At 63.5% G+C, this 17,206-nt stretch carries 19 protein-coding genes and 2 pseudogenes; 13 read left to right on the forward strand and 8 right to left on the reverse strand.

Translation table 11 applies throughout. The features are described from left to right. Nucleotides 1–12: 12 nt before the first annotated feature. Nucleotides 13–885 carry a PhzF family phenazine biosynthesis protein gene (locus ACVOMM_RS00310; protein ID WP_180875395.1) on the forward strand — a complete coding sequence of 291 codons (873 nt, stop codon included), beginning with the start codon at nucleotides 13–15 and terminating at the stop codon, nucleotides 883–885. 122 nt (nucleotides 886–1,007) lie between these two features. Further along, complete coding sequence (locus ACVOMM_RS00315; RefSeq protein WP_180875394.1) at nucleotides 1,008–1,886, forward strand: PhzF family phenazine biosynthesis protein; 879 nt, start codon at nucleotides 1,008–1,010, stop codon at nucleotides 1,884–1,886. A gap of 46 nt (nucleotides 1,887–1,932) precedes the next feature. Here ACVOMM_RS00315 and ACVOMM_RS00320 read toward each other — a convergent pair whose 3' ends face one another. Next, nucleotides 1,933–2,364: an OsmC family protein gene (locus ACVOMM_RS00320; protein ID WP_053516662.1), complete on the reverse strand. Its 432-nt coding sequence runs from the start codon at nucleotides 2,362–2,364 to the stop codon at nucleotides 1,933–1,935. Between the two features lie 371 nt (nucleotides 2,365–2,735). On the opposite strand from ACVOMM_RS00320, the gene ACVOMM_RS00325 reads away from it, so the two are divergent. The 4 genes from ACVOMM_RS00325 to ACVOMM_RS00340 all read left to right on the forward strand — a co-directional run bounded on the left by ACVOMM_RS00325 (nucleotide 2,736) and on the right by ACVOMM_RS00340 (nucleotide 5,010). Further along, a complete protein-coding gene (locus ACVOMM_RS00325; RefSeq protein WP_053516661.1) occupies nucleotides 2,736–3,134 on the forward strand; it encodes an HU family DNA-binding protein in 399 nt (132 codons plus the stop codon). Nucleotides 3,135–3,432: 298 nt separating this feature from the next. Next, nucleotides 3,433–3,741, forward strand: coding sequence for a DUF3861 family protein (locus ACVOMM_RS00330; RefSeq protein ID WP_053516660.1), 309 nt, complete (start codon nucleotides 3,433–3,435; stop codon nucleotides 3,739–3,741). A gap of 55 nt (nucleotides 3,742–3,796) precedes the next feature. Then, on the forward strand, nucleotides 3,797–4,336 hold the full coding sequence (locus ACVOMM_RS00335) for a hypothetical protein (RefSeq protein ID WP_193396388.1): 540 nt from the start codon (nucleotides 3,797–3,799) through the stop codon (nucleotides 4,334–4,336). 77 nt (nucleotides 4,337–4,413) lie between these two features. Further along, nucleotides 4,414–5,010 carry a YceB family lipoprotein gene (locus ACVOMM_RS00340; RefSeq protein ID WP_065174554.1) on the forward strand — a complete coding sequence of 199 codons (597 nt, stop codon included), beginning with the start codon at nucleotides 4,414–4,416 and terminating at the stop codon, nucleotides 5,008–5,010. Nucleotides 5,011–5,075: 65 nt separating this feature from the next. On the opposite strand, the gene ACVOMM_RS00345 is transcribed toward ACVOMM_RS00340, so the two are convergent. Together ACVOMM_RS00345 and ACVOMM_RS00350 are read right to left on the reverse strand one after the other, a co-directional pair. Further along, entirely contained in the window at nucleotides 5,076–5,618 is a 543-nt protein-coding gene (locus tag ACVOMM_RS00345) for a type 1 glutamine amidotransferase domain-containing protein (protein WP_111186009.1), read from the reverse strand. Between the two features lie 132 nt (nucleotides 5,619–5,750). Continuing rightward, the gene (locus ACVOMM_RS00350; RefSeq protein WP_053516698.1) at nucleotides 5,751–6,218 is read right to left on the reverse strand and encodes an SET domain-containing protein; all 468 of its coding nucleotides are present in this window, start codon (nucleotides 6,216–6,218) and stop codon (nucleotides 5,751–5,753) included. A 214-nt stretch (nucleotides 6,219–6,432) separates the two neighbouring features. On the opposite strand from ACVOMM_RS00350, the gene ACVOMM_RS00355 reads away from it, so the two are divergent. From ACVOMM_RS00355 to ACVOMM_RS00375, 5 genes are all read left to right on the forward strand, one after another. Further along, nucleotides 6,433–6,888, forward strand: a complete 456-nt coding sequence (locus ACVOMM_RS00355) for an SUF system Fe-S cluster assembly regulator (RefSeq protein ID WP_053516656.1) — start codon at nucleotides 6,433–6,435, stop codon at nucleotides 6,886–6,888. A gap of 18 nt (nucleotides 6,889–6,906) precedes the next feature. Beyond that, entirely contained in the window at nucleotides 6,907–8,382 is a 1,476-nt protein-coding gene (gene sufB / locus ACVOMM_RS00360; RefSeq protein WP_065182413.1) for a Fe-S cluster assembly protein SufB, read from the forward strand. Nucleotides 8,383–8,447: 65 nt separating this feature from the next. Next, nucleotides 8,448–9,212, forward strand: coding sequence for a Fe-S cluster assembly ATPase SufC (gene sufC / locus ACVOMM_RS00365; RefSeq protein WP_053516654.1), 765 nt, complete (start codon nucleotides 8,448–8,450; stop codon nucleotides 9,210–9,212). Further along, entirely contained in the window at nucleotides 9,212–10,474 is a 1,263-nt protein-coding gene (sufD, locus tag ACVOMM_RS00370) for a Fe-S cluster assembly protein SufD (protein WP_065182414.1), read from the forward strand. Before sufC ends, sufD begins: the two co-directional genes overlap by 1 nt. Beyond that, nucleotides 10,471–11,727: a cysteine desulfurase gene (locus ACVOMM_RS00375; protein WP_111186006.1), complete on the forward strand. Its 1,257-nt coding sequence runs from the start codon at nucleotides 10,471–10,473 to the stop codon at nucleotides 11,725–11,727. The genes sufD and ACVOMM_RS00375 overlap by 4 nt, the downstream gene beginning before the upstream one ends. Before the next feature lie 317 nt (nucleotides 11,728–12,044). Here the strand turns inward: ACVOMM_RS00375 and ACVOMM_RS00380 are convergent, their stop codons facing one another. Continuing rightward, the gene (locus tag ACVOMM_RS00380) at nucleotides 12,045–12,320 is read right to left on the reverse strand and encodes a hypothetical protein (RefSeq protein WP_481525737.1); all 276 of its coding nucleotides are present in this window, start codon (nucleotides 12,318–12,320) and stop codon (nucleotides 12,045–12,047) included. A 465-nt stretch (nucleotides 12,321–12,785) separates the two neighbouring features. Here ACVOMM_RS00380 and ACVOMM_RS00385 point away from each other — a divergent pair. Then, nucleotides 12,786–12,926: pseudogene (locus ACVOMM_RS00385) on the forward strand (IS4 family transposase); the annotation flags it as partial. Between the two features lie 157 nt (nucleotides 12,927–13,083). On the opposite strand, the gene ACVOMM_RS00390 reads toward ACVOMM_RS00385, so the two are convergent. Continuing rightward, complete coding sequence (locus tag ACVOMM_RS00390; RefSeq protein WP_481525738.1) at nucleotides 13,084–13,560, reverse strand: hypothetical protein; 477 nt, start codon at nucleotides 13,558–13,560, stop codon at nucleotides 13,084–13,086. 374 nt (nucleotides 13,561–13,934) lie between these two features. On the opposite strand from ACVOMM_RS00390, the pseudogene ACVOMM_RS00395 reads away from it, so the two are divergent. Beyond that, nucleotides 13,935–14,821, forward strand: a pseudogene (locus ACVOMM_RS00395) (aminotransferase class V-fold PLP-dependent enzyme). Nucleotides 14,822–14,997: 176 nt separating this feature from the next. On the opposite strand, the gene ACVOMM_RS00400 reads toward ACVOMM_RS00395, so the two are convergent. From ACVOMM_RS00400 to ACVOMM_RS00410, 3 genes are all read right to left on the reverse strand, one after another. Then, the gene (locus tag ACVOMM_RS00400) at nucleotides 14,998–15,300 is read right to left on the reverse strand and encodes a hypothetical protein (RefSeq protein WP_111186005.1); all 303 of its coding nucleotides are present in this window, start codon (nucleotides 15,298–15,300) and stop codon (nucleotides 14,998–15,000) included. 58 nt (nucleotides 15,301–15,358) lie between these two features. Next, nucleotides 15,359–15,601 carry a hypothetical protein gene (locus tag ACVOMM_RS00405; protein ID WP_262219185.1) on the reverse strand — a complete coding sequence of 81 codons (243 nt, stop codon included), beginning with the start codon at nucleotides 15,599–15,601 and terminating at the stop codon, nucleotides 15,359–15,361. Nucleotides 15,602–15,949: 348 nt separating this feature from the next. Continuing rightward, nucleotides 15,950–16,312, reverse strand: a complete 363-nt coding sequence (locus ACVOMM_RS00410; protein ID WP_429001210.1) for an energy transducer TonB family protein — start codon at nucleotides 16,310–16,312, stop codon at nucleotides 15,950–15,952. Between the last annotated feature and the right edge of the window lie 894 nt (nucleotides 16,313–17,206).

Below are 17,206 nucleotides of genomic sequence, written 5' to 3' on the forward strand. Positions count from 1 at the left end.
AATATCCCCGCCATGACCGCCTATCGTTACCTGCAGCTCGATGTCTTTGCTCCCCGTCCCGGCACGGGCAACCCACTGGGTGTCGTATTTGACGCGGACGGGCTTTCCAGCGACCGCATGCAGGCGCTGGCCACCTGGCTGAACCTGTCCGAGACAGTGTTCTTCGTCCGCCCCACCGCGGCCGGTGCCGACTACCACGTACGCATTTTCACCCCGGGCAGCGAGCTGCCGTTCGCCGGCCACCCCAGTGTCGGTGCCGCCTGGGCAGCGGTGACCAGCGGCCTGGCCGTGCCGCGCGACGGTGCCCTGGTTCAGCAGTGCGCCGCCGGGCTGTTGCCGGTGCGCGTGTCCGGCCCGGCTGCCGCACCGACGATCCAGCTCGCCAGCCCCGCAGCACGGCACCTGGATACCGCTCCCGGGGCGGTGCCGGAAGCGCTGCTGGCCCAGGCCGCCGAGGGCCATGTGGCCCAGTTGTGGGACAACGGTCCGCGATGGTGGCTGCTGCCCCTGCGTGATGCCGCCAGCGTGCGCTCCCTGGCGCCGGACATGGCCGCCGTGCGCGACTGGACCAATGCCACCGGCGCCACCGGCGTGGCCGTGTTCGCACCGGAACAGGCTGCCGCTCACGCGCTCGTGGTGCGCGCTTTCTGCCCCGGCGATGCGGTGAACGTGCCCGAGGATCCGGTGACCGGCAGTGCCAATGCGCTGATTGGCGCCTGGCTGCGGCAACGCAGCGCGCTGCCGGGCACGGACGCCGGCTACGTGGCCAGCCAGGGCCGCGAAGTGGGCCGCGATGGTGAGGTTCAGGTCCAGGTCGATGCGCAGGGCACCGTATGGATCGGCGGCCAGGTGCAGCCGGTGATCGATGGGCAGATTCACTGGTAGCCCCGCGCTACCCTATGCCGCCTTGCCGGTAGCGCCGGGCCATGCCCGGCGACTCGCCGCGCTGCGCGCTCGCGGAGCATGGCCCCGCGCCACCGTCCCATCATTTCCTGGAGTTGTCACTGATGTCCGCACGCCGTTTCCTGCAACTGGATGTGTTCTCCCCGCGCGCCGGTGCCGGCAATCCGCTGGCCGTGGTGCTGGATGCCGACGGACTCGACGACGACACCATGCAGGCCATCGCCCGCTGGACGCGGTTGCCCGAGACAACCTTCGTGTTCCCGCCGCAGACGGCGGGAACCAGCTACCGCCTGCGCATGTTCAGTCCGCAGAAGGAAGTCCCGTTTGCCGGCCACCCCAGCGTAGGCACCGCGCATGCCGTGCTGCAGGCGGGCCTGGCGGAGGCGGTGGATGGCCTGCTGGTGCAGGACGGGATTGCCGGTGCGCTGCCGCTGCGGGTCAGCGGCGAAGGCGCGCAGCAGCGCATTGCCATCCGCACCCCGCGCGCGCAGCTGGCCGAAACCGCGCGGGCGGACGATCCGCGCCTGCAGGCGGCCCTGAAGGACTGGCCACTGGGTCGGTTGCCGCCAGCACGCATGCAGGGCGGGCGCAGCTGGTGGGTGGTCCAGGTTGCCGATGAATCGGCCCTGCGCGCGCTGCGCCCGGACTGGGACGCGGTGGCCGCGCTGGCCGAATCCACCGACAGCATGGGCGTGTTCGCCTATGCATTCGCCGACGGCAACGAAGGCTTCGATCTGGCCGTGCGCGCGTTCGTCGGCAACGGGCGCCGCTTCGAGGATGCCGCCTCCGGCGCCGCCAACGCCGTGCTGGCGGCATGGCTGGACCTGCGCGGCGCCCTGCCGCGGGGCCGCGAGGCATTCGACGTCAGCCAGGGCCGGGAGGTCGGGCATGACGCACGCCTGACCCTGCGCGTGGACGAGGCCGGCGAGGTGTGGTCCGGCGGTCAGGTGCAGACCGTGATCGCCGGCACCCTTGATTGGTGACTGGTGATTGGTGTGGGACGCCGGGCATGGCCCGGCGCTACCGACCTCAGCCCAGCTCGGCCTCCAGGCTGATGGGCACCGCGCTCAGTGCCTTGGACACCGGGCAGTTCTGCTTGGCATCGTCGGCGATGGCACGGAACTGCGTCGCATCGATCCCGGGCACCACGGCCTTCACTTTCAGCCGGATCTGCGAAAGCTGTGGGCCGCCTTCCATCGACAGATCCACCTTCGCCTCGGTATCCAGCGACGTCGGAGTGAAACCGGCCTCGCCGAGCTTGGCCGACAGCGCCATGGTGAAGCAGCCGGCGTGCGCGGCGGCGATCAGCTCTTCCGGATTGGTGCCCTTCTCCTCGCCGAAACGGCTGTTGAACCCATAGCGGGTCTTGTCCAGCAGGCCACTCTGCGGCGTGCTCAACTGTCCCTTGCCGGACTTCAGATCGCCTTCCCAGTGCGCGGTGGCGTGTCGCGAGATTCCCATTTGCTGCTCCTGTGTGGCGGTGATGAACGGTCACCCTCGCATGGCGCACGTTATGCCTGCGTCGCTCTGCCGCATTGCAGCGTGCCCGGCACGCGTGCTCCGGTTGCTTCGCGCCAGCTCCGCGCCATGCCGTTTTTCCCTTGTTTTCAGCGGTTTCGCACTTCCACCCGGCGAAAGGGCCGGCGCTTTCCTGCCCCTCCGGGTGCCCCTGCCCCCTACCGCCGGCCATGTACTGAATCGGCCTGGATATGAAAAAACATGCACTTTCCGCGCTCCGGGCTATTGGCGGCGCCCGAGAGTTGCCCTACATTGCGCTTGCCGACGGGGTTCGGCGCCGACCAAACAACCAACCGTTCACGGAACAGGAAACCATGGCAAAGACCGCTAAGAAGGCTGCCCCGAAGAAGGCAGTGAAGAAAGTCGCGACGAAGGCTGCCGCCAAGCCGGCCGCTCCGAAGCCGATCAAGGAAGTGCTGACCAAGTCCGGCCTGGTTGCACACATCGCTGAAGCCTCCGGCGTTGTCGCCAAGGACGTGCGCGCTGTGCTGGCCTCGCTGGAAGGCGCTGTCGCCTCTTCGGTGCACAAGAAGGGCGCTGGCTCCTTCACCCTGCCGGGCCTGCTGAAGATCACCACCGTCAATGTGCCGGCCAAGCCGAAGCGCAAGGGCATCAACCCGTTCACCAAGGAAGAGCAGTGGTTCGCCGCCAAGCCGGCCACCACCAAGCTGAAGGTTCGTCCGCTCAAGAAGCTGAAGGACGCCGCGCTGTAAGCGCGCGCCATTCGGCGGATGCATGACGGGACGGCCCAGGCCGTCCCGTTTTTTTTGGCGCCCCCGGCGGTTCCGCGCAGGCAGCGACCATCTTCCGGGCACGGCGCCGGGCATCGCAACACAGCGTTGCCCCAGCAGCGCAATCGGCCTCCCAGGCCCGCCACCAAAGGCTGCGGCCACGCTTCCCCCGCACTTCGTCCAACCGGGTGGAACACTGCGTGCAGCGCCGGCCGTCGCCGCCGGCGGCGGCCTTGCCTATGGTGGGCACATTCCCCCACAGCAACGGCGAGCACCTCTCATGGCCAGCCCCTCCACCCGCTACCGGATCTCGGTGACTCCGATCGAAAAGGACGGGTTGCAGTGCACCGGGCGCTGCACCATCGAACTGGAACATCGCGCCAGTCGCGACCTGATGCGACTGCTCGAAGCGGCACCGCGCACCGCAGGGCTCAGTGGCGACGAGCGCGCCACGCTGGTGGTCGCCACCCAGTTGCTGCGCGACATCGTGCAGCGTCATGCCGACACCGACGGTCATGCACTGGCCGCACTCGCCGCCCAGGTCCTGCCGGCGCTGGATGCGCTGGATCAGCTGCCATCTTCCCGCTGAAGACCCCGTAGTCGATACACTGCCGTCCTCCAGGTCGCCTCGGGGAGGAGGCACCATGCGCAGGACCCTGCTGTTGCTGATGCCGCTGGTCGTGCTGGGCTGTTCCCGGCCGCCCCCCGCAGTGGATATCACCGCCCCGGTCGCCACCAGACCGGATGATGTACACCGGCAGCCGACGGCCGTGGGCGATGAAGCTGCATCGCTGCGGCCACCCTCCGTCCAGCCGTTGCTGGCCGCAGTGGCCGACGACGCGGAGCCGCCCGGGGACATGCTCAGCCGGTACATGACCGACCTGCTCAATCGCGACCACGCCGCGAGCGACGCTGCCTGGACCTTCCCACCCGCCGACCCGCGGCGGGCGGATGACGCCGCGCTGCGCCAGCTGGACAACGTGCGCGCCCTGCGCCTGCGCAGCCAGACGCCGGTCGCCGTCGACGGGAAGCATCCGCCGCAGCTGCTGGAGGTTCCGGTCCAGGTCCGCGCCGTGACCGCCGACGGCACCTTCCGCTTTGGTGGCTGGTATCGCGTGCAGCCCAACGCCGACGGCAGTGCCTGGCAGATCCAGTCGGCGCAGCTGCGGCCCTCTTTGGACTGAACCGCTGCAACGGCATGCACGCTCGATTCAGCCTGCAAAGCTACTCTGTAGCCACCCCGCCCTTTCCGGTCACCGCCATGCGCCTGCGTCCCCTGATGACCCGCCTCGCCGCCGCCACCGTCCTGATCGCCGCTGCGATCGGCGCGCAGGCCGCACCTTCGATTTCCGGCCGCGAACTCTCGGTTGGCGCCAGCGACGTGCAGCAGTACCTGGACGGCAGTTTCCCGCGTACACAGGATGCACTTGGCGGCCTGATCGCGCTGACGATGAGCCATCCACAACTGAGCCTTCCCGCAGGCGAACGCCTGAACCTGGGCATGGACGTGGCGCTTGCGACCGCCGGCGGCAGTCCGGCCAAGCTCGGTACGGTCAAGCTCAGCAGCGGCCTGCGTTATGACGCCCAGACCCAGGGCTTCCACCTGCAGCAGCCGAGCGTGGACGATTTCACCCCGGCCAATCAGGGCGGCCGCCTCGATTCACGTACCCGCGGGCTGCTCAATGCCTGGCTGAGCGACTATGCGCAGCGTGAACCGATCTACAAGCTTGATCCGGCCGTGGCCGGCATGCTCGGTGCGCTGCAGGTGCAATCGGCACAGGTGAAGAACGGCAAGCTGGTCGTCACCTTCAACCAGAACCTCGGCAACCTGGTACCTGCGGGCCTGCTCGGCAACTGAGCCGAGCTGCAGCACCATGCCCGGCCTCCAGCGGCCGGGCACGGGTGTGACACAGCGGCAGATCGTCACGCAGCCAGCGCGCGGACGACGGCCTCGCTGAAAGCGGGAATGTCGTCGGGCTTGCGGCTGGTGATCAGATTGCCGTCCACCACCACTTCGGCATCCTGCCAGCGCGCACCGGCGTTGAGCAGATCCTGCTGCAGTGACGGCCACGAGGTGACCTCGCGGCCGTTGGCCAGATCACTGTTGATCAACAGCCAGGGGCCGTGGCAGATCGCCGCGACCGGCTTGCCGGCCGCCGCCACGTCGCGGATGAAGTCCACGGCGGCCTGATCCGTGCGAAGCGTGTCCGGATTGATCACGCCACCGGGCAACACCAGCGCATCGAACCCTGCCGCGTCGGCTTCGCTCAGGGGGATGTCCACCGCCACCGCCTCGCCCCAGTCCTTCTCTTTCCAGCCTTTGATGGTGGCTTCCTTCGCCGGCGATATCACGCTGACCCGGGCGCCTTCCGCTTCAAGCAGGCGCTTGGGTTCAATCAGTTCGGACTGCTCGAAGCCGTGGGTGGCCAGGATGGCGATCTGCCTGCCTTTGAGGCGCTGGGCCATGGGTGCACTCCCGTTGGTGAGGATGAGTACCCAGCGTGCGGCAACGTGCATTGAAGCGGAGTGACCCGCGTGTCGATGGCAGGTGCATGTCCGCGATGCGGCCGGCGATCGGCCGGCCGTACCCGGTGCCGGTCAGCGCTTGGGCTGCAGCATGGTGCCGGTGCACTTGGGGGAACCGCAGCGGCACTCCCAGATCTTCTTCAGCTTGGCCGTATGGCGCTCGGCCAGGACGATGCCGTAGTTATAGGTCAGCTCCTCACCGGCGGCGATATCGCGCAGCGCTTCGATGAACACCTTGTCACCACGGCTGTCGCCGTCCGCATCTTCCTCGATCACCGCCTCGCAGTTGGGGTCGCAGCTGTGGTTGATCCAGCGCGCATCGTTGCCCTTGTAATTGGCATCGATCACCCAGTCGTCGTTGAGGGTGAACAGGAAGGTGTGGCCGCTTTCGACGTCACCGCTGTCATCGGCATCGACGTCGCCATGGCTGCGCAGCAGGCCCTTGTACTGGATCACGCGCTCGCCCTGCTTGATCGGGGCCACGGCGAACACACCGTTGCCATGGATGGCGGACTTGCGGGCTTGGATCTTCTTCGGCATCGGCACGGGCTGTTTGCAGCGAAAGGAACCCGGATTCTCGCCCATTCCGGGCAATTGCGAAAATCGTCCCGATGCTCCAGCATGTCGCCCCGATCGTGACTGCGGGTGAACGGCCCCGGCCAGGGTCTCCCAGCGCCGGCTGAATGCCCGGGTTGGATGCCGGCGAAGAAAAGCGTACAATTTCAGTCCGCTTTAAGAACCGCTCGCATCCCCCATGTTGCGCGTCACCAAACTCACCGATTACGCCACCGTCGTGCTGACCGTGCTCGCCGCCCGTCCGGGCGAAGTGCTCAGCGCCACCGAGCTGGCCGAATTCACCGGCCTGGAGCCGCCCACCGTCAGCAAGGTCCTCAAGCCGCTGGCACAGGCCGGCCTGGTCGAGGGCCTGCGCGGCGTCCGCGGCGGCTATCGGCTGACCCGGCCCGCCGTGGAGGTCTCGCTGTTCGAAGTGGTGGAAGCAATGGAAGGGCCGCTGGCCCTGACCGAGTGCAGCCACGACCACCACCAGTGCGGCATGGCGCCCAAGTGCGGCGCGCGCAGCAGCTGGCGGCTGATCAACGACGTGGTCTCCGAGGCCCTGCGCGATGTCAGCCTGGCGCAGATCCTGCCCCCTCTTCCCCTTGTCGATGACGAACAGCGCCGCACCATCGCTGTCGACGTCGTCTCCTGATCCGTAGGCAGCCCCCCCATGGCCACCGAAACCATCGAAACCGTCGCCCACGACGACACCCCCAACCGCGAGATCCATGAGCAGCTCGGCCGCAAGTACTCGGCCGGCTTCGTCACGGACATCGAATCGGACTCGCTGCCCCCGGGCCTGGACGAGGACACCATCCGTGCGCTGTCCGCCAAGAAGGACGAGCCGGAATGGATGACGCAGTGGCGCCTGGACGCCTACCGCCACTTCCTGACGATGCCGATGCCGAACTGGGCCAAGCTGCAGATCGCCCCGATCGACCTGCAGGCGCTCAGCTATTACTCGGCACCGAAGGGCCCGAAGTACGCCTCGCTGGATGACGTGCCCAAGGAACTGCTCGATACCTACGACAAGCTGGGCGTGCCGCTCCACGAGCGCGCCAAGCTGGCCGGCGTGGCGGTGGACGCGGTGTTCGACTCGGTCTCGGTCGGCACCACGTTCCGCAAGGAGCTGGCCGAGAAGGGCATCATCTTCTGTTCGATGTCCGAAGCCATCAAGGAACATCCGGAACTGGTGCGCCAGTACCTGGGCACCGTGGTGCCGGTCGGTGACAACTACTTCGCCGCGCTCAACTCGGCGGTGTTCTCCGATGGCAGCTTCGTGTTCATTCCCAGGGGCGTGCGCTGCCCGATGGAGCTGAGCACCTACTTCCGCATCAACGCCGGCCACACCGGCCAGTTCGAGCGCACCCTGATCGTGTGCGAGGACAAGGCCTACGTGTCCTACCTGGAAGGCTGCACCGCGCCGATGCGCGACGAGAACCAGCTGCACGCCGCGGTGGTCGAGCTGGTGGCGCTGGAAGATGCGGAGATCAAGTACTCCACGGTGCAGAACTGGTATCCGGGCGACGAGAACGGCGTCGGTGGCATCTACAACTTCGTCACCAAGCGCGCCGAGTGCCGCGGTGCACGCAGCAAGGTCACCTGGACCCAGGTCGAGACCGGCTCGGCGATCACCTGGAAGTATCCCTCCTGCGTGCTGCTGGGCGATGACTCGGTCGGCGAATTCCACTCCGTCGCGCTGACCCACCATCGCCAGCAGGCCGACACCGGCACCAAGATGATCCACGTCGGCAAGCGCACCAAGAGCAAGATCGTCAGCAAGGGCATCAGCGCCGGTCGTGGCCAGAACACCTACCGCGGCCTGGTCAAGGTCGACCGCAATGCCGAGGGCGCACGCAACTACACCCAGTGCGATTCGCTGCTGATCGGCAAGCAGTGCGGCGCCCACACCTTCCCCTACATCGAGGTGAAGAACCCGGGCGCCACCGTCGAGCACGAGGCCACCACCTCCAAGATTTCCGACGACCAGCTGTTCTACTGCCGCGCCCGTGGCATCAGCCAGGAAGACGCGGTGTCGATGATCGTCGACGGCTTCTGCAAGCAGGTGTTCCGCGAGCTGCCGATGGAATTCGCAGTGGAAGCCAAGAAGCTGCTGGAAGTCTCGCTGGAAGGTTCGGTGGGCTGAGCCCTGCCCTCGCAACGCATTCTTTTTATTGGCGGGCTGCGGCCCGCCTCACGGAAATCCCCACCATGCTGAAGATCGAAAACCTCCACGCCCGCATCGGCGACAAGGAAATCCTCAAGGGCCTTTCGCTGGACGTCCAGCCCGGCCAGGTGCACGCCATCATGGGCCCGAACGGCGCCGGCAAGTCCACCCTGGGCAACGTCCTGGCGGGCCGCGACGGCTATGAAGTGACCGAGGGCAGCGTCCGGTTCGACGGGGTCGATCTGCTCGACCAGGACCCGGAAGCGCGCGCCGCTGCAGGCCTGTTCCTGGCGTTCCAGTATCCGGTGGAAATCCCCGGCGTGAACAACACCTACTTCCTGCGCGCGGCACTGAACGCACAGCGCAAGGCACGCGGTGAGGACGAACTCGATTCCATGCAGTTCCTCAAGCTGGTACGGCAGAAGCTGGCCGTGCTGCACCTGAAGGACGAACTGCTGCACCGTGGCGTCAACGAAGGCTTCTCCGGTGGCGAGAAGAAGCGCAACGAGATCTTCCAGCTGGCCGTGCTGGAACCGAAGCTGGCGATCCTCGACGAAACCGATTCGGGCCTGGACATCGATGCGCTGAAGAGCGTGGCCGACGGCGTCAATGCGCTGCGCGCCGCCGACCGTTCGTTCCTGGTCATCACCCACTACCAGCGCCTGCTGGACTACATCAAGCCGGACGTGGTGCACGTGCTGGCCGACGGCCGCATCGTCAAGAGCGGTGGCCCGGAACTGGCGCTGGAACTGGAAGCGCACGGCTATGACTTCCTGAAGGACCGGGTCGTGCCCGAGGCGGCGGTCTGATGAGCGCCCTGCTTGATTCCATGGCCCAGGCCTTCTGCGGCAGCGATGCGCGCCGCGAAGTGCTGGATGCGGCCCTGCGTGATGGCCTGCCGGCCGCCCGCAACGAAGCCTGGAAGTACACCTCGCTGCGCCAGCTGGAGCGCCGTGCCTTCGCCGCCGCGCCGCTGTCGCCGCCGGTGCTGGATGTGGCCGTGCTGGAAGACATCCCCGCGCCGCGCCTGGTGTTCGTCAACGGCCGCCTCAGCGACGCACTGAGCGACACCCACGGCCTGCCGGCCGGCGTGCAGCTGGAACCGCTGTCCTCGGCGCTGGCCGCCGGTGAGGATGCCGCGCGTTTCCTCGGCCGCCGCTACGAGCGCAGCGACGAAGTGTTCGCCCGCCTGAATGCCGCCCTGGCCGATGAAGGCGCGGTGCTGCGCGTGGACGACGGCGTGCAGGTCGAGGCACCGCTGCAGCTGGTGTTCGCCAGCGTCGCCGGTGACACCGATCTGGCCTGGCACCACCGCCACCTGATCGAACTGCGTGCCGGCGCCAGCCTGGGCGTGGTCGAACACCGCTTCAGCGTCGGTGACTCCGCCCACCTGGACAACACCGTGCTGCACGTCCACGTTGCGCGCGATGCCGTGCTCAAGCATGCGCGCGTGCAGGCCGGCAGTGCACGCCAGACCAGCATCCTGCGCACCGACGCGGTGCTGGCCCGTGACGCGCAGTATCACCGCGTAGACCTGGAACTGGGCGCCGCGCTCAGCCGCCATGAACTGAACGTACGGCTGGAAGGCGACAACGCGCAGCTGACCGCCAATGGCGTGCTGCTCGGCAATGGCCGCCGCCACGTCGATACCCGCCTGGGCATCGACCACATCGCCCGCGATACCCGTAGCGAGCTGCTGTGGCGCGGCGTGGCCGCCAACCGCAGCCGCGTGGTGTTCCATGGTGGCATCCAGATCCGCGAAGGCGCCGACGGCACCGACGCGAACCTGTCCAACAAGAACCTGCTGCTGTCGGCCGACGCCGAGATCGACACCCAGCCGGTGCTGGTGATCGATGCCGACGAAGTGAAAGCCGCACACGGTGCGACCGTCGGCCAGCTCGATGCGAACGCGCTGTTCTACCTGCGCTCGCGTGGCCTGCCGCAGGCACAGGCGCAGGCGCTGCTGAGTGCCGCGTTCTGCCATGAGCCGCTGAAGGTACTGCCGGACGCGCTGCGCGAGCAGCTGGCACGCCGCCTGGACAAGGCCCTGGCCGAGGCGGGTGTGGCATGAATCTCTCCACCCCGCGCCCGATCGAAGAACGCGCCAGCGCCCCCGACTGGGATCGCGTGCGTCTCGACTTCCCGCTGCTGATGCGTGAAGTGCATGGCAAGCCGCTGGTCTATTTCGACAACGCCAACACCGGCCAGAAACCGGTGCAGGTGATCGGCGCGGTGGATGAGTTCTATCGCCGCTACAACGCCAACGTCAGCCGCGCGGTGCATGCCCTGGGCAGTGAAGCCACCGATGCCTACGAAGGTGCGCGCAACAAACTGGCGCGCTTCCTCAACGTGCGCCCCAGCGATCTGGTGCTGTGCAGCGGCACCACCTTCGCCATCAACCTGGTGGCGTACTCGTGGGCGCTGCCGCGATTGAAGTCCGGTGATGTGATCCTGGTCTCGCGCATGGAGCACCACGCCAACATCGTGCCGTGGCAGCTGGTCGCGCAGCGTACCGGCGCCACCCTCCGCGTGGCCGAGATCACCCCGGATGGCGCGCTCGACCTGGACGCGCTGCGTGCGGCCATGACCCCCGAGGTCAAGCTGCTGGCGGTCACCCACGTGTCCAATGTGCTCGGCACGGTCAACCCGGTGCGCGAGATCTGCCGTGAGGCGCGCAAGCGCGGCATCATCACGGTGGTGGACGGTTCGCAGGCCGCACCACACCGCAAGGTCGACGTCGCCGCGATCGGCTGCGACTTCTATGCCATCACCGGCCACAAGATGTGCGGACCGACCGGCACCGGCGCCCTGTGGGCACGCCGCGAGCATCTGGACGCGATGCCGCCGTTCCTCGGCGGTGGCGAGATGATCAAGGAAGTCAGCTTCGACGGCACCGTGTTCAACGATGCCCCGCACAAGTTCGAGGCCGGCACCCCGAACATCGCCGGCTTCATCGGCCTGGGCGTGGCCGCCGACTACCTGCAGGACATCGGCCAGGAGCACGTGGAGGCGCGGGAAGCCGAGCTGCTCGCCCACTTCACCGAAGAGCTGCGCCGCGTCGAGGGCCTGCGCATCATCGGTGAAGCGCCGGAGAAGGCGGCCGTGGTCTCGTTCCTGATCGACGGCGCGCATGCACACGACCTGGCCACCCTGCTCGACCTGGAAGGCGTGGCCGTGCGTTCCGGCCAGCACTGCGCACATCCGTTGCTGCAGTACTTCGGTGTCGCGGCCACCTGCCGAGCCTCGCTGGCGTTCTACAACACGCACGAAGAGATCGAGCGGTTCATGACCGCGCTGACCAAGGTACGTAAGTTGCTCGGCTGAGGATTCGCCAGAGCCAGGGAAACACGGGAGCGCCGCAGGGGACTGCGGCGTTTTTTTATGCGCGTGGGACGTAAGCCAGCAGAGGTCAAGCTGGGAAATGCTGAGCGATGCCAGGAACGGGCAATCTCATCGTAATGCCGAACCATTCCACCATCAGCGGCCTTGAGGCACCGCCTTCTACATGCCAACAAGCATGGATACCCCGGAAGCAATCAAGAAGACGTACATCATCACGACGCCCCTCAACACCCACCGTTCACCCTGATGGAGCGTCACGCCTTGGGGCTATTGGAACCTGCAGGCATTAATCTATTATCTCAGCCCACACGCCTACCCCACTCCTCAATAATCTTCTCGACTGCCATTATTTGATCTTGCGCATAGGATCTATCCCGGAAACGGATATCAACATCATCAAGATAATGCCATATCAAATGCGGAACATCTATTCCATAAACACTGAATTGAAGGGATCGCTTAAGTGCCTCGGCCTTGTTACACCAAGCAGAGACTTGGTCCGCAGAGGCAGGCTCGGATTGCAACAATACCCGCAGACAGGAAACAGCGGACTTCACTTCATCAGCAGCACTCATAGCGGGACCTATTTTTTTATCCAGCGAGGATCAAATAATACAAGATGAGCAGCCTCACCGCGATTAGAAGGTCCATAGTTGATATGAAGAATCGGAGTTCTATCACTATTTATCGGATGAAGATCTAGACGAACTCCCCATTGTCCTCCTTTCCAGCGAACTCCTACCAGTCGTCCATTAGCATGCAAGCCGCCAGACGAGGGACCGTCAAATGAGAGATTCTTCCAGGTATTAGACACTCCACGGGCTATTGGACTTGAGGCTGCCGCCAGATAGGGGATGCCAGCGTCAACAGCAATTGCCGCACCCCCAACGACGCCGGCCCCCGTTATGACCGCACCCGCTGCGTCAACTCGAGCGGGATCCCATGTCATGTCATATGTACCCGTCTTCCATCCAACAGCACTGGGAACAGGAATTCTCCCGTCTGCGGTTGGAGCTCCGGTTGATCCTGCCGCTGACGGACTACGGAAGCTGTACTCGACCCTGCGCATGGGCTGGGAAGCCTTGGCCAGGTACTGGCCGATGGAGTCTGTCTTCCGATGGCTGGAACGCCTGCGATCATTGCCACCGGAAGTGCTCGATCAGGCGGTACTGACGGCATGAAAACGTGGAGGAACCTCAGGGTCTAACTCATTAATAAACCTGATGCGCCAGGATTCAGCGTAGTCCAGCGAAATGTGGCACTGGAGTCATGTTGAAATGAAAAATGGCGACATCATCCTGCTCGGCCGCCTGCCACCGGCCAAACCGACTCATCCGTCTATAAGCGCAGCTCAACTTCTTCCATTACCCCCATTCGATCCACATCCACCGGATCAATCCGCGACTCGATGGCGCCATCACGATTCCATCGAAACCTGCCATTAACCCGCATGAAATGCTCCCCGCCCTCAACGGAAGAATGCTCTTTAAAGGCATCCGGACTTGACTGCGGATACGCCACCAATGAGCTGAACGAATCCCTTGACTCCAATGCATCACGCGATGGGAAGAACAGAATAGATCCATTGATCTGATCCACCCAGGCATAGAAAGAAACGAGGCGCCCATCAAATTTTTCCGGCTGGGACAACAGAGCAGACATCGTAGTCATGCACGTTTCAGCCCCCGCCTCGTTGCCACGGATTTTACAGCTCCCCGGTGTATCCGCGAGCCCCTCATTCTGTTTAGATGAAGAGCAAGCACCCAGAACCAAAACAAGCGTGATAACTGGAAACACCCAGCGCCCAGCATTCATCATTTCACCTTAAAGAAGTAGTCTTCCGCCGCAATGTACGCACTTGGGTTCGATCGCGCATTGACTGCTCCATTCATTCCCCTGAAGTCGAACCCCATGACTGATCCGCTTGGAGTGGCTACGTAGCTATTTACGCCTGCAGATCTTGCTCGCTCCAAGTCACCGCGATAAAGGCTCCCCTCCCAGCGACCGCCGCAGAAACAGGATCCCTTCCAGTAGCTGAATGCGGTATTCACTGGATGTGTATGAGCAATTGCCACCCTCACACCTGGTCCGGAGTAGTTGTTCTGCCCTTGAACTACGCTGCCCGCTCCAACACCCGAAGTCGCATCACCCAGAGCAAAATTGACAGTCGTATAGGACTGGTCGGAAAGCTGTGCGATATCAGCTCCCACTTCCAAGTTAGTTGCGCTGGTTACAAGCCTCGCGACTTCCCGCTGCTGATGCGTGAAGTGCATGGCAAGCCGCTGGTCTATTTCGACAACGCCAACACCGGCCAGAAACCGGTGCAGGTGATCGGCGCGGTGGATGAGTTCTATCGCCGCTACAACGCCAACGTCAGCCGCGCGGCGCATGCCCTGGGCAGCGAAGCCACCGATGCCTCCTCAACGTGCGCCCCAGCGATCTGGTGCTGTGCAGTGGCACCACCTTCGCCATCAACCTGGTGGCGTACTCGTGGGCGCTGCCGCGATTGAAGTCCGGTGATGTGATCCTGGTCTCGCGCATGGAGCACCACGCCAACATCTTGCGGGCACGCCGCGAGCATCTGGACGCGATGCCGCCGTTCCTCGGTGGTGGCGAGATGATCAAGGAAGTCAGCTTTGACGGCACCGTGTTCAACGATGCCCCGCACAAGTTCGAGGCCGGCACCCCGAACATCGCCGGCTTCATCGGCCTGGGCGTGGCCGCCGACTACCTGCAGGGCATCGGCCAGGAGCACGTGGAGGCGCGTGAAGCCGAGCTGCTCGCCCACTTCACCGAAGAGCTGCGCCGCGTCGAAGGCCTGCGCATCATCGGTGAAGCGCCGGAGAAGGCGGCCGTGATCTCGTTCCTGATCGACGGCGCGCATGCACACGACCTGGCCACCCTGCTCGACCTGGAAGGCGTGGCCGTGCGTTCCGGCCAGCACTGCGCACATCCGTTGCTGTAGTACTTCGGCGTCGCGGCCACCTGCCGTGCTTCGCTGGCGTTCTACAACACGCACGCCGAGATCGAGCGGTTCATTATCGCCTTGGCGAAGGTGCGGAAGTTGCTGGGGTGAAATTCGCCAGAGTCAGGGAAATACGGGAACGCTGCAGGGGACTGCGGCGTTTTTTATTGCTCGTGGGACGCAAGCCAGTAGAGGTGAAACCGGGAAATGCCGAGTAATGCAAGGAACGGGCAATCTCATCGTAATGCCGAACCATTCCATCATCAGCGGCCTTGAGACATCGCCTTCTACATGCCAACAAGCATGGATACCCCGGAAGCAATCAAGAAGACGTACATCATCACTACACCCCTCAACACCCACCGTCCACCCTGATGGACCGCCTGCCCCTTGGAAGTGAGGGCGAGCACTGCGATACCACGCAAGCACCCAAGCCACCAGTCAACCTTGATGATTCCGGCTGCAGCAAGTACTTCTGGCCGTTCGCGCTCGATTTTCAGCAACATCCTGTGAGCCGCAAATGCGTTTATCCACATGGCACCTAGAATGATGGAAGCCCAAACGGGGTAACTCTCAACAAGGCTTTTCATCGATCCTCACGTTGGCACTGCACTATAAAAATTCTCCAGACACACTCCACCGCTCACATCAATCCGCAACTTCCGCTATACGGCAAACCCCTCCACCCACATCCGCCTCAACCTTGACATAGAGATTGTTCGTAAAATACACATCCCCATGGCAAACCACACGGGCATTGTTCTCGTAGTACGTTACAACAAGCGAGGAATCAGCAGCGATCTCCGGTTTTGCAGCCCTGCTTTCACCGGCAGGAATTGCTCCCAGGTCAACCGCACCACCGCCGACCCCCAAGTTGATGTCATGAATCACGTCCCTTCCAACATTCTTTACAACAATCACAGGATCCGACAACCAATCACAGCCTTGCAGCCCCAGTGAAATGACCACAGCTGCCAGGCATGAGCGGGTTCGACGCACAGTGATCTACAGCCGGCGGTAGCGAACATGACCCCAGCCGTGCTGCAGCAGCAGTTGGAGTGAATCAGCCAGCTGCCGAAGGCCAAGCAGAAGATGGTGAGCGAGGTTCCGGACTCGCTGTCGGCGCATGCCGGGCGATAATCCACCCGATCTCCGCAATGACGACAAGGCCCGCGATGTGTGGCCTGGTGTTCCATAGGCTGTCAAGGGCCAATCCTGGATCACTTTCCGACTTTCGATTTACGGAGCATCTCTCGACGGATAGTCAAACACCAATGCAAATCTTCCCTCAGAATCGCTTTGAGGCAACTCAAACCTGAACTTCTTCAATGTTTCTCTGGCAGCAACATCGATGGCCCTATTTCTAGAGCTCTTGTCAATGCTGACATTGATCGGCTCCCCACGCTTATCAATATGGAATCGAATTCTGACACAGGCGGCTTCATATCCAGACCCCAGTGGATCTCTCGGCACCCTAAATGACTCACTGTGCAGAATCAGCGCTTCAGTCTTTTGAATCACTTCCGCCCAACCACCGGATCTGCAATCGCATGCCATGCCATTCGCAACAAAAATTAGGAAAGCCGTGGAAACAGGAAACATTCTACTGCCCTCCAAACAATGTCTCTGGCACAGGAGTTCCACAGCAATTCGTTCTTAGCGGCAATCCCAAATGCTGCCCGTATGGCTTCTCTAAAAATCCTATCGCCCTGTCATCGCGGGCGGTTCATTATCACCTTTCGGGCTCAGTCAATCGACCGACGATCAGGCAATCGGCATTCCTCCCTTGACCTCCTGGAGATCAGAGCCACGCACTCGTTGACTGGAAGTCCACAGGTGTCCGCTGACATGACGACACCTTGATGGTTGGTCAAGACGAAATAGATCCTCAGCTTCTCGTTCCCCGCCTGATCAAATGATGGCCTAGCGTCGATCAAATGCACCCTACAGAGTTGAGTTTCCGGCACACTTTCGGAAGCCTCGAAATCGGACTCAAGCAACGCTGCATATCGATTTATCCTCACATTTCCCGGGTCGTTATTTATGACCCTACTCCCCTCCCCCTCCCTTCCATCGCAGGCTGCGAGTCCTGACAGGCAAAGCACGGCCACAAGAATACCGACCAGTCTTCCAAAGCCACCAAGCACAGGGGAATTTCTCACTGGAATCGCTCCCGAGACTTCGCACACCACATTTATGTTCTTTCACAGAATCCGATCATTCTCTCCACAATGACCGAAGCACACTGACCTTCGTCAGCATCACACGTCGAAGCAGCCAAGAAACTTCCGCCACCACCCGTTAGTACGTAGAAGATCCTTCTATCCCTTCGACCGTCCCCGGAGAGCTCGAGCTGCGACACCACCAATTCCGCGTTGACCTCACCCTTTCCAGCGACAGGGCGGGACCGAATGATTTTATCCATCTCAGCATGTATTTTCTGAGATGCAGAACTATCGTGATCCTGATTGGCAACCTTGAGCACACAATCCTGAT

This window comes from Stenotrophomonas sp. STEN009 (assembly GCF_056760395.1).